Origin of the sequence: Rugamonas aquatica, from assembly GCF_009380215.1 — a bacterium.
GTDB classification, from domain to species: domain Bacteria; phylum Pseudomonadota; class Gammaproteobacteria; order Burkholderiales; family Burkholderiaceae_D; genus Rugamonas; species Rugamonas aquatica_B.
Genome location: NZ_WHUG01000015.1, coordinates 41,585 through 53,517, shown reverse-complemented (window position 1 = coordinate 53,517; position 11,933 = coordinate 41,585). Strand labels below are relative to the sequence as shown.

Below are 11,933 nucleotides of genomic sequence, written 5' to 3'. Positions count from 1 at the left end.
GGGCTACCATACGTTTTTTAACGGCGGGCCCCGCGATGAAAACTGTGAACTTCCCTTCGGGAGCGTCCGTGCCGGTGCTGGGGCAGGGCACGTGGAATATGGGCGAGGAGGCCGCACGCAAGCGCGATGAAGTCCGCGCCCTGCAACTGGGCCTTGATCTCGGCATGACCCTGATCGATACCGCCGAAATGTACGGCGACGGCGGCGCAGAGGAAGTGGTCGGCGAAGCCATTGCCGGCCGCCGCGACGAGGTCTACCTCGTCAGCAAGGTCTATCCGCACAACGCCAACCTCGAAGGCACGCAGGCCGCCTGCGAACGCAGCTTGCGCCGCCTGAAGGTCGATTGCATCGACCTCTATCTGCTGCACTGGCCCGGCTGCTTCTCGCTCGATGAAACCTTCGACGGTTTCGAAGCACTCAAGAAGGCCGGTAAAATCAAGGACTACGGCGTAAGCAACTTCGATCTCGAAGGCATGCAGGACGCCGTCGATTGCGGCGCCGTCGCCACAGACCAGGTGCTGTATAACCTCATCAAACGCGGCATCGAATTCGATCTGCTACCATGGTGCCGCCAGCAAGGCATGCCGGTGATGGCCTACTCGCCGCTGGAATCGAGCGGCCGTGAACAGGCCGCGTTGCTGGATAATCCTGGTCTGCACGCCGTCGCCCATGCCCACGGCGTAACGCCGGCGCAGATCGCGTTGGCCAGGGTGCTGCACCAGGACGGCGTGATCGCCATCCCCAAAGCCACCGACCCGGTTCACGTGCGCGCCAACCGCGCCGCGGCCGACATCAAACTCTCACCGCAGGATCTGGCCTCATTGGATCATGCATTCCCACCCCCACGTCGGCGCCGCGCGCTGGACATGCGTTAAAGGATCTATGAAACATAAGCTGCTTTGTTTAAGCCTGCTGCTGGCCAGTGCCGGCGCCTGGTCCCAGGAAGTTCCCGATGCCGATGCCGACGCACCGCAAGTGGTGGAAGTGGGCGGCGTGAAGAACCCCGAACTCAAATCCTACAAGGTGATGCTGAAAGGCGTGGACGCATTCGAGGCGAACCGCAAGTACGCGCCAGCCGCACCGATGAAATTCAAACTGGTCTCCGCCACGCCGGGAGCTTCGGTGGAAGGCGTCACGCTGCGCATCGCGGGCGACAATACGTCGGAAAACGTTCCGGTCGCGGCGGATGGAACCTTCGTCCTGCCGCGCATTCAGGCGGCCATCGATGACAAGGCGGATCTGGTCACGAACAAGAAGAAGAGCGTAGTGCGTTGGCGCGGCGACATCCACACTCCTGGCGTGCCAGCGAATGCGCGCCGGCTGGGCGATCTGCGCATGGAGTGCGAGATCGGCTGGGCCGTCAATCGGGAAGATATCCCTTTCCTGATTCGTAACGGCCTGGCGCTGGCTGGCGGCGCTTGCCACATCAAGAGCATCCAGCTACGCTATCAGGCGCCGTTGAATGCGACCGGCGTAACGTTGGTCTCCGGCGACCGCCGCATGCCGCTGCCGTTTATCCCCAAGTACAAGAATGTGTTTTCTCCGCCGGTGGCCGACACCAGCTGGGATGACGAATCGCTGATCGAGTACGAGTTCTCGACGGCGTCCATGTAAGGCTCCAGGTACAAGTTATGTTCAATCGAATCAAGCAGCTGTTTTTGTCCCCGGACACCAGCAACCATATCCTGATCAACGCCTATTGCACGGTCGCCGAGGTGCCCAAGCCCGGCTTCCCGCATGTAATGCAGGCGCGGCGCGATTTGTCCGATCCCGAACTGCGGCCGCATCTCAACGGCTTGATGAATCACCTGGCGCAGGCTGGCGCGGGGAAGATGACGCAGGTCCGGTATCACGTCATCCGCCATGTGCAGCGGGTGCGCCAGCATGTCAGCCTGTCCATCGAGGCCGGCGCGATGGACGGCTTCACCGCCTGGGCGGAGGCTGCAAACGCCATCGTGTTCATGGAGGATGGCAGTATGCGTGATCCGCAAGGGCGCATCCTGCTGCCGGCAAGCGGTGACGGCGGCGAGCCGAAAGCCGTCGTGCCATATCCGCAGCAGGCTTGGCAGCGCAAGGCGCGCTCGGAGCAGCTGCTTGCCGAGCGCAAGGTCGTAGTGCCGGCGACGCTGCCACCGCTGGTCTCCGAACCGGAGCTGCGCTTGCGCACCCCGGAAGATGTGCTGCGCAGGATGCTGGCGTTGTTCGTGGTCGCGATCCGCGCGGAGTCGCTGTCGGGCGGCCACGCCATTGCCGTCGACGATCTGAAAAAACGCTTTCCGCCAGCTTTCGCAGGCTTGACCGATGCCGAGCGGGCCTTCCTCGCGCAGGAAGCGCCAACGGAGCAGGAGACCACCCAGTACCTGTGGCGTTATGAAGCCATCCTCGTGCTGCAATGGGTACTCGGCCTGCAGGACGCGCTGCCATTCGCCGATGCGATCTGCGACGTGGCCGCGATCTCGCGCACCGTCATCGAACGCGGCACCGAGGGCTTGCGCAAGCAGCTGGCCATGCGCCCTGCGGCGGAGATCCTTGATGCGCTGGACCTGCACTACCGCCAGCACTGGGCCACGCGCCAGGCGATTTTGAAGAAAGCCGCTGCGCCCGCAGGACTGAACGACGGCGTGCTGCAAGAGCGCCACCACGCCTTGAACTGGCTGGTGCATTTCGAAGACCGCGACTGGGACGAAGTCGACACGCCAACCTGACCTGCAAACACCTATGAGCCTTCAATCCGTTCGTGAGTTTTTCCTCGCCCGGGATCTCGATCTTCCTATCGTAGAGCTGGAGGTCAGCACCGCCACGGTGGCGCTGGCGGCCGAGGCGCATGGCGTCGAGCCAGGCCGCATCGCCAAGACCCTGGCCTTCCGCGTTCGCGATGGCCGCGTGATCCTGCTGGTCGCCAGCGGCGTTGCCCGTATCGACAACCGAAAATTCCGCGAGGCTTTCGGCAAGGGCAAGATGCTGCCGCCCGAAGAAGTCGCCGAAACCACGGGCCATCCGGTCGGCGGTGTCTGTCCTTTCGGGCTGGCGCAGGCGCTGCCGGTGTATGTCGATGCGTCGTTGCGTAATTTCGACGAGGTGCTGCCAGCCGCGGGCTCGGTCAACAGCGTGGTGAGGATGTCGCCGGACATGCTGGCATCAGTCACGCAAGCGCAGTGGGTGGATGTTTGCTGACCGCTGACCGTTAAAGGTCGAGCGTCAACGCCGCACCTTCAGCACGCGAGACGCAGATGCACATCCGGCCTTGCGCGTGCTGCTCCGGCGTGAGCGCGTCATCGCGATGGTCGGGAACCCCGGCCAGTACATCGACCGCGCAGGCGCTGCAGTTGCCGATGCGGCAGGAGGCTGGCGCGGCCACGCCTGCTGCCTGTACGGCATCCAGGATGCTGCTGTCTGCCGCAACCTCTATCACTTTTCCGCTGCGGCGTAGCGTTACCGCGATAGTCCGGTCGCTGCTGCGCGCGGTGTTGCTGGCAAATCGTTCGAACCGCACGCGGTCGTTGGCGATGCCGGCATCGCGGGCGGCAGTCTGCACTGCGGCGATCAGCCGTTCCGGCCCGCAGGTGTAGATCTCCGTGTCGCGCCCGGCGTTGGCGAGCAGACCTTCGATATCCATGCGTTTGTTCTCGTCGGCTGCGTAGATTGCCAGCCGCTCCCCGAACGCCGCCGCCAGCTCATCGAGGAAGGGCGCCTCGGCGCGTGAGCGCACCGCGTAATGCAGGACGAAGGCGCGGCCTTGTTCCGACAGCGCATGCGCCATCGCTTTCAACGGTGTGATGCCGATGCCGCCGGCGATCAGCAGCGCGGGCAGGGCGCCTTGCGAGAGCGCGAAGTCGTTGCCCGGCATGGCGCAATGCAGCGTCATTCCGAGCCTGTATTCCGCATGGATGGCTTGCGATCCGCCACTGCCGCCGTCTTCGCGCAGGACGGCGATTTCATAGCTGTTCGCCATGCCGGGATCGGAGGCGATTGAATAGCGGCGCGTGCCGATCGCGCCGCCGGGCAGCGTCACGGGCATGTCGATGTGCGCGCCAGCCTTTGTCGGCGGCAGAGGCTTGCCATCTGCGCTGCGCAGCTCATAGGACCGCACGCGCGGTGTCAGTTGGCGCACGCCGCTGATGGTCAATGCCAGCGGCCCGGCGCCAAGCCGTTCCGCCTGCGCGGGCGCAGCCGGCTGCGAGGCGGCCGGCGCCAGCTTGGCGATCTGCTCTTTCAGACGTTTGAGCTGCGCGTGCAGCGGCGCCGTCAGCTCGGCGACTTCCTGCTCCGTGTAGCGGGGCGTGATGTGCTGCGGGCAGTTCCAGTCATAGCCTTCCACCGTGATGATGAAGGCGCGTTCGATGCGGGCGCTGTAGCCCGGCATGCGCAACTGCTCGATCAGCGCCGGATCGTTGGCAGCTTCCACGGTGCGTGCGCGGCCGATGATCTTCAACCGCACCTGCTCGGCGTAGTCGACCAGTATCAGCGAAATGCGGTCGTCCGTTTTCAGGTTGCCCACGCTGAGGTACTGTACGTTTCCGCTGAAGTCCGCAAAGCCCAGCGTCTTCGCGTCGAGCACGCGCAGGAAACCCTGCGGCCCGCCGCGATGCTGCACGTAGGGCCAGCCGGTCTCGCCGACGGTCGCCTGGAAGAAGTGATCCATCCGTTCGACGAAGGCGGCCTCCCTGCGTCCCAGGCTGTCCTGGCGGTTTTCCATCTGATCGAGGAAGGCATACTGGCCACGGCTTCCCATGCCGGTTTGAACTTCGCGTACCGTCGGCGTGAAGGTGATATCGGAATAGGCGCGTCCCATGATGTGCTCCTCGATCAGAATGAAATCAGGCTGCGATTTTCAGGTCGACTTTCGGGAAGTCGATCTCCACGCGACTGGCCTTGCCCAGGATGTTGGTCAGGAAGTTCATGCCGACGTGGGTGATGATCTCCACGATGTCCGACTCGCTGTAGCCAGCGCTGCGCACTTCGGCCAGTTCGATGGCGCTGATCTCGCCCTTTTTCTCCATCAGGCTTTGCGCGAACTTTACCGCCACGGCGGCTTGTGCGTCCTCGCTGGTGCCGTTGCGGGCGGCGGTCATCTCGTCGCCGCTCAAGCCGGTCTTGCGGCCGATGGCGGTGTGCGCGGAGACGCAGTATTCGCAGCTGTTCTGCTGTGCCAGTGCCAGCGCGATGCGCTCGCGGGTCAGCGCATCCAGCGTGCCGCCGTTGGCGACGCCGTGCAGACCGAGGAAGGCGCGCAGCGCGACCGGCGAGTTGGCGAATACCTTGAGGAAGTTGGGCACCATGCCGAGTTGCCCCTGGATGGCGTCCAGCAGGGCTTTCTGTTCGGCGTTGGCGGTGGCGTTTTCGATGGTGGCGATGCGGGTCATGGTGGTTCTCCTTGGTTGAGGGTTGTTTGTTCAGCGAACACTTGCAGTTTCATCGATAAGCGAGATAATGAGAATCCGTTGAATTTGCAATGCACTATTTCTAAATCAGGAATGATATGGACAAGCTCTCCGCCATGGCGATTTTCGTGGCCGTCGTCGATGAAGGTGGATTTGCCGCCGCCGCCCGCAAGCTGAAAATCTCGCCGCCGGTGGTGACGCGCGCCGTCACGGAGCTGGAGGAGAGCATGGGCGTACGCCTGCTGCTGCGCACCACCCGCGTGGTGCGGCTGACCGAAGTGGGAGCGCGCTACGCCGCCGATTGCCGCCGCATCCTGGCCGACGTGGCGGAGACCGAAACCTCCGCCGCCGGCTCGCACGGAGCGCCGCGCGGACGGCTGGTGATTACGGCATCCGTGATGTTCGGTGCGATGTACGTCACGCCCATCGTCACCGAATACCTGCGCCGCTACCCCGAGACGGATGTGGAATGCCGCTTCCTGGACCGCGTCGTCAACATGATGGACGAGGGCGTGGACGCGGCGATCCGCATCGGCACGCTGCCCGATTCCAGCTACCAGGCCGTGCGCGTGGGGCAGGTGAGGCAGGTGGTGTGCGCGTCGCCGGTATATCTGTCCGCGCGCGGCACGCCTTCCACGCCGCAGGATCTGGTCGGCCATGATCTGATCGCCGCCAATCCTGTCACCGCCACCAACGACTGGCGCTTCGAATGTGACGGCAAGCCGCAGACGGTGAAAGTGCATCCACGCCTGAGCAGCACCAGCAACGACGCCGCCTTGCGTGCCGCGCTGGACGGCTTCGGCGTCACGCGCGTGCTGTCCTACATGGCCGCGCCTTATCTGGCCGATGGCCGTTTGCAGACTATCCTGGGCCGCTACGAAACGCCCCCGGTGCCGGTGAGTGTGGTCCACCACGAGGGCCGTCACTCCTCCCGCAAGCTGCGCGCCTTCCTGGACCTGGCCATCACCACGCTGCGTGGCGACGAGGCACTGGCTCGATAAAATTGTATACAAAATTCGTTGACAATGTATCCGGCGAGGCGCAATATCGTCGTCAATAAACGCGTCGGTCACGAGCTGTTGCGTTGCTAAGCACCATTTCTACACACGGTTAAGGGCAGCCCGTGTGGGTAGTAGTTGCAAAGTAACGCCCATTAAAAAAAGACAGACGGAGACGCGTTTATGAATCACTTGTTATTTCAGGTCGAGGATCGGCCACCCCTATTCACAACCGTACTGCTGGCGGCTCAGCACATGCTTGCCGCCCTGGGCGGCATCATCGCCGTGCCGCTGGTGGTGGGCGCGGCGCTCAAGCTGCCGGCTGACCAGATCATCACGCTGATTAACGCCGCCTTGCTGGGTTCCGGCATCGTCACCATGGTCCAGTGCAAAGGCATAGGCCCCGTCGGCATCAGGCTTCCGTGCGTGATGGGCACCAGCTTCGCCTTCGTCGGCGCGGCCATCAGCGTGGGCCTTGAGCACGGCGTCCCGGCGATACTGGGTTCCTCGCTGGCCGCTTCGGTGGTGATGATCGTTGGCAGCTGCTTCATGCCGAAGATCCGCAAGCTGTTCCCGCATGCCGTCACCGGCGTGGTGGTGACGATGATCGGCCTGTCGCTGGTGCCGGTGGCAGTGGATTGGGCGGCAGGCGGCCATGCGCCGGGCGCCGTCTATGGCTCGCCGCTCAACCTGGGCATCGCAGCGTTTGTGCTGGTCACGGTCATCATGCTGGTCCAATTCGGCAAGGGCATCGTGTCGGCGGCGGCGGTGGTGATCGGCATGTTCATCGGCTACCTGGTCTGCGTATCGCTCGGCATGATCGACTTCTCGCAGGTGCAGAATGCGCCGGTGTTTGCGCTGCCGCAGCCGCTCCATTACGGCATGACCTTCCCGGTGGCCGGCATCGTCGCCATGGCGATCGCCTACCTGGTGACGATGGTCGAAACGACCGGCACCTTCATGGCGCTGGGCGCCGCCACCAACACCAAGATGCGCGGCAAGACGCTGGCACGCGGCATCCTGTGCGACGGCGTCGGCTCGGCTTTCGCCGCGCTGATGTCCAGCCCTCCGGTGTCGACCTTTGCGCAGAACGTTGGCGTGGTCTCGCTGACCGGCGTCGCCAGCCGCCACGTGGTTGCGCTGACCGGCGCGATGCTGTTCCTGGCTGGCCTGTTCCCAATATTGGGAGCGGTGGTCGTGACGATCCCGCAGCCGGTGCTGGGCGGAGCGGGGCTGATGATGTTCGCGATGATTATCTCGGCCGGCGTACAGTTGCTGAGCCATGTCGAGCACACCAAGCGCAATGGCGTCATCATGGCGGTGGCGATCGGCTGCGGCCTGGCGGTGACGGTGCGGCCGGAGCTGCTGTCCAAGCTGCCGGCCTTCGTCAAGGAAGTCTTCGGCTCGGGCATCACGGTTGGCGCGCTGGTCGCGGTGGTCTTGAATCTGGTGCTGCCTGAACGTCCGCTGGAAGTGAACGACGATGACGAAGAAGAGGAAGTACCGCAGGCTTTTTTAACGTCGGAGCGTGAAGCAGCTTAAAATACGTCCGATATCAACCCTACTGTTTCCGCAGTGCCCGCGCATTGTTTCCGCAGTGTTTAACCATCATAGAAATTATGACTAAAACCCTACTGATCAAGAATGCGCGCGTGCTGGTGACGATGGACGACGAGCGCCGTGAAATCGCCGATGGCGCCGTCTACATCCGGGACAACGTGATCGAACAGGTCGGCCGCAGCGCCGATCTGCCGCAGCAGGCGGACGAGATCATCGACGCCGCCAACCATGTGGTGATGCCAGGCCTGGTCAACACCCACCATCATATGTACCAGAGCCTGACGCGCGTGATACCGGCCGCGCAGAACGGCGAGTTGTTCAACTGGCTCACGAACTTGTATCCAATCTGGGCCAATCTGACGCCGGAGATGGTTCACGTGTCGACGCTGGCGGCGATGTCGGAGCTGATCCTGTCCGGCTGCACCACCAGTAGCGATCACCTGTACATCTACCCCAACGGCTGCAAGCTGGATGACAGCATCGAGGCGGCCGGCAAGATCGGCATGCGCTTCTATGCGGCGCGCGGTTCGATGAGCGTTGGGCAGTCCAAGGGCGGTCTGCCGCCGGACCGCGTGGTGGAGGAGGAGGGGGCGATTCTCAAGGATACGCAGCGCCTGATCGAGACTTATAACGATGCTGGCCGCCATGCGATGCAGCGCATCGTGGTGGCGCCTTGCTCGCCATTCTCCGTGTCCCGCGATTTGATGAAGGAAGCGGCGACGATGGCGCGCAGCTTCGGCGTATCGCTGCACACGCACCTGGCGGAGAACGCGAACGACATCGCCTACAGCCGCGAAAAATTCAATATGACGCCCGCCGAATACGCGGAGGACTGCGGCTGGGTGGGGCACGATGTCTGGCACGCGCACTGCGTGCAGCTGGATGACGACGGCATCTACATGTTCGGCCGCACCGGCACGGGCATTGCGCACTGTCCGTGTTCGAATATGCGGCTGGCGTCCGGCATCGCGCCTATCCGCAAGATGATCGACAGCGGTGTGCCGGTAGGGCTGGGTGTGGATGGTTGCGCCTCCAACGATTCGGGCCACATGATGGGCGAAGTGCGGCAGGCGATGCTGCTTCAGCGCGTGGGCTTCGGCCCCGATGCGATGACGGCGCGGCAGGCGCTGGAGATGGCGACGCTGGGTGGCGCCAAGGTCTTGAACCGCGATGATATCGGCGCGCTCAAGCCGGGCATGTCGGCGGATATCGTGATGTTCAAGCTTGATACGATAGGTTTCGCCGGCGCGCTGCATGATCCTGTCGCGGCGCTGGTGTTCTGCACGCCGCCTAACGTCTCATACAGCATCATCAACGGCAAGGTGGTGGTGCGCGATGGTGCGCTGTGCACCATCGATCTGCCGGTGGTCATAGAGCGCCACAACGCGCTGGCGCATCAATTGGCGTTGGCTGCCCGCTGATAACTGGCGATGGCCTGGCTCAGGGCCTGCTGCATGTGCTGCTCGTGTGCCGCCTGATCTTCCGGTGCCACGCCGGCGGTGGCAGGCGCCTGGCCTTCGCTGCGCTGGCGCCATTCGTCCAGCGCTTGTTCAAGATAAGCGTCTTCGTTGCCGAACCATTCCAGTGCGATGCGCTCACCGAGCATGCGGATGCGCAGTTGCTGTCGTTGCCGCTGCCAGCTGATGATGCGGCTCAGGTCTTGCGATGCGGCGTCGGCGGAGGTGAAGTGCTGCGCCGCCAGCAGTTCGTCGTGAGCGGTCAGGTAGCGTTGATAGCGCTCGGCGATCTGGATTGCTTCGTTGGCTGCGCTGGCGGGCAGCGCGCGGCGCAGGTAGGCTTCCAGCCCGGCGTCGCGGCGGTTTAGCAGAAAACTGTCCATCAACTGATGCAGCGCGAAGTCGGGGATGAGTTCCTGTTTGTCGGTGAGCGAGAGGTCGGACGTGATGGCGACGGTTGCGGAATAAGCTGCGGCGCTCGCGGTGGCGCGGACGGCCTGGCTCCCGGCTGGCTGCCCGGCGGGAGCAGGGCCGGGCGTTGGCGCCGACATGGGCGCGGTTTCGGCAAGCCGTGCCCACACCGTGAGCATGGCCGCCGCCATCATCGCCGCCGCGAGTGCTGCGGGTACCTTCATCAGTACGTCGGCCAGCCGCCGCTGAAGGTCAGGTCGTTGATGAACAGGACGCCGTTGTAGCCGTTCTGGCTATCCAGCTCATGCCGCACCATCACACCATTCGCCACCGACTCGCCACCCGGCGCGATGAAGCGCCCGCCACCCGCGTCCAGCGTGGTGCCGCCGCCATTGAGCATGTTGACGCCGTTCTTGTCCAGGTAAGGCCCGGTCACGCTGGTCGAACGGCCATACGAAATATGGTAGGTGCTGTTGGCGCCGTCGCAGCACTTGCCCGTGGAGACAAACAGGTAGTAATACGAGCCGTTGCTCATGATGAAGGAGTTCTCGATGCCGGTGCTGTCGGCTGCAAGGTGGTACCAGCTGCCGGTGGGCTTGAGCGTGTTCGCGTCGACCCGCGTGGTGTAGATCCCGGTCCAGAACGATCCGAAGGACAGCCATGGCTGGCCTGCTTTGTCGACGAAGAAGTTGGGATCGATGGCGTTGTAGTTGTTGCCCGGCGCGGAAGTGAGCACCGCGCCTTTGTCGGTCCAGTTGCCCGCCGCGATGCTGCTGGCCGTGGCCAGGCCAATGGCCGACTTCTGCGAGCCGAATGTGGACACCGCATAGTACAGGATCGCCTTGCCGTTCCAGACGTGGATGTCCGGCGCCCACACCATCCTGGAGTTGTTGTTGTATTGGCCCCACCACGACAGGCCTCCGCCGAAAATGCTCACGCCCTGCGTCCATGCGTGGCCGTCCGGCGAGTACTTCACGCCGATGCCGGTGTCGCTGGTCTCGGTGATCCACCAGGTGCTGTTTTCCTTGTAGACGCTGGGGTCGTGCGTGATGAGCGAACCTGTGAGCGTCCAGGTGGCCGCCTGCGCGCCAGCGGCGCAGAAGGCGATAGCTGTCGCCGCCGCCCATTGCTTGAGTAGCTGTTTAGTCATTTGTCGTCTCGCGTTATAGGTTTTGTGTCTGCCGATGCAGGATTTCATGCTGCGACAGGCGCGAGAACGCGTCCAATGAATTTTTATCGGGGACTGATACCGCGATCCGTATCGCTACATCAGCAGCGCGGAGACCAGGTCTTTCTTCGCCGGGCTGGCGTTGACGTCGAAATTGAGCGCCGCTTCCACATGGCTCAGATGGTGCAGCATCAGCTCCGCCGCCTTGTCCGCGTCGCCCGAGCGGGCCGCGGCCAGGAAGGCGGCGTGTTCGTCGGACGAGCAGGCGGCGTCGCGCTCCGATTGATACAGCATGGTGATGAGCGAGCTGCGGCCCACCAGCTCGCGCACGATCTCCCTCAGCACCTGGTTGCCCACCACGTCCGCCAGCAGCACGTGGAAATCGCCCAGCAGCTGCTGGCGCATCTTCGACGGCACTTGCGACAGCGCGTTGCGCTCTTCCTTCAGGTGCTTCTCCAGCATTTTGTAATCGGCCGCCTTGGCCTTGGCGGTGAACTCCCGCGCCAGCGCCGCTTCGATGATGCGCCGCGCCGCGAAGATCTCGCGCGACTCCTGTTCGCTGGGCTGGCTGACCACGGCGCCCTTGTCGGGAACCATATTGATTAACTTGTCCTTCGACAGTATCAGCAGCGCGGCGCGGATCTTGGTGCGGCTGACCGAATACAGGCGGCACAGCGCTTCTTCGCGCAGCTTGGTCCCCGGCGGCAGCTTGCGCGCCGCGATGGCTTCGGCGAGGTTGTTGGCGATATCGTTGGCGCTTTCGGCGGGGAGTGTGCTGGACATGAAGTGGCTGTTGGTATCGTAGTGTCGTTTTTTCGTCCCATGATACATGGGCTGCCGGGGATTGACTATGTGGCAGTGCTGAGAGAGTAATCGTATTACATATGTGTCGGGGGAGAGATGGGTGGAATCGATTCCTATGGATAATTGTAAAAAACATTAGCGAGTTCCGCTTGTT

At 63.4% G+C, this 11,933-nt stretch carries 12 protein-coding genes; 7 read left to right on the top strand and 5 right to left on the bottom strand.

Going from position 1 to position 11,933, the window contains the following annotated elements; all coding sequences use genetic code 11:
• Positions 1-35: 35 nt before the first annotated feature.
• The 4 genes from GEV02_RS26555 to GEV02_RS26540 are packed head-to-tail and all read left to right on the top strand — an operon-like array spanning position 36 to position 3,174.
• Positions 36-875 (top strand): aldo/keto reductase, encoded by an 840-nt coding sequence (locus GEV02_RS26555; RefSeq protein ID WP_152840911.1) that lies wholly within the window; start codon positions 36-38, stop codon positions 873-875.
• Positions 876-882: 7 nt separating this feature from the next.
• Positions 883-1,614, top strand: a complete 732-nt coding sequence (locus GEV02_RS26550) for a hypothetical protein (protein WP_152840910.1) — start codon at positions 883-885, stop codon at positions 1,612-1,614.
• Between the two features lie 17 nt (positions 1,615-1,631).
• Complete coding sequence (locus tag GEV02_RS26545) at positions 1,632-2,705, top strand: DUF4272 domain-containing protein (RefSeq protein WP_152840909.1); 1,074 nt, start codon at positions 1,632-1,634, stop codon at positions 2,703-2,705.
• Between the two features lie 13 nt (positions 2,706-2,718).
• On the top strand, positions 2,719-3,174 hold the full coding sequence (locus tag GEV02_RS26540; protein WP_152840908.1) for a YbaK/EbsC family protein: 456 nt from the start codon (positions 2,719-2,721) through the stop codon (positions 3,172-3,174).
• 10 nt (positions 3,175-3,184) lie between these two features.
• Here GEV02_RS26540 and GEV02_RS26535 read toward each other — a convergent pair whose 3' ends face one another.
• A complete protein-coding gene (locus GEV02_RS26535) occupies positions 3,185-4,792 on the bottom strand; it encodes a 2Fe-2S iron-sulfur cluster-binding protein (protein WP_174999356.1) in 1,608 nt (535 codons plus the stop codon).
• A 25-nt stretch (positions 4,793-4,817) separates the two neighbouring features.
• Entirely contained in the window at positions 4,818-5,363 is a 546-nt protein-coding gene (locus GEV02_RS26530; RefSeq protein WP_152840907.1) for a carboxymuconolactone decarboxylase family protein, read from the bottom strand.
• A 116-nt stretch (positions 5,364-5,479) separates the two neighbouring features.
• Here GEV02_RS26530 and GEV02_RS26525 point away from each other — a divergent pair, with 116 nt between their 5' ends.
• The 3 genes from GEV02_RS26525 (at position 5,480) to GEV02_RS26515 (ending at position 9,360) form a co-directional block, all read left to right on the top strand.
• Positions 5,480-6,382 (top strand): LysR family transcriptional regulator, encoded by a 903-nt coding sequence (locus GEV02_RS26525; RefSeq protein ID WP_152840906.1) that lies wholly within the window; start codon positions 5,480-5,482, stop codon positions 6,380-6,382.
• Positions 6,383-6,562: 180 nt separating this feature from the next.
• Complete coding sequence (locus GEV02_RS26520) at positions 6,563-7,921, top strand: nucleobase:cation symporter-2 family protein (RefSeq protein WP_008447954.1); 1,359 nt, start codon at positions 6,563-6,565, stop codon at positions 7,919-7,921.
• Between the two features lie 77 nt (positions 7,922-7,998).
• Entirely contained in the window at positions 7,999-9,360 is a 1,362-nt protein-coding gene (locus GEV02_RS26515; protein WP_152840905.1) for an 8-oxoguanine deaminase, read from the top strand.
• On the opposite strand, the gene GEV02_RS26510 is transcribed toward GEV02_RS26515, so the two are convergent.
• The 3 genes from GEV02_RS26510 to GEV02_RS26500 form a co-directional block, all read right to left on the bottom strand.
• Positions 9,336-10,031: a hypothetical protein gene (locus GEV02_RS26510; RefSeq protein ID WP_152840904.1), complete on the bottom strand. Its 696-nt coding sequence runs from the start codon at positions 10,029-10,031 to the stop codon at positions 9,336-9,338. The two genes, GEV02_RS26515 and GEV02_RS26510, sit on opposite strands and share 25 nt — an antisense overlap.
• Complete coding sequence (locus GEV02_RS26505) at positions 10,031-10,957, bottom strand: family 43 glycosylhydrolase (protein WP_152840903.1); 927 nt, start codon at positions 10,955-10,957, stop codon at positions 10,031-10,033. Before GEV02_RS26505 ends, GEV02_RS26510 begins: the two co-directional genes overlap by 1 nt.
• Before the next feature lie 114 nt (positions 10,958-11,071).
• Positions 11,072-11,758 (bottom strand): GntR family transcriptional regulator, encoded by a 687-nt coding sequence (locus GEV02_RS26500; protein WP_043481707.1) that lies wholly within the window; start codon positions 11,756-11,758, stop codon positions 11,072-11,074.
• Positions 11,759-11,933: the final 175 nt, after the last annotated feature.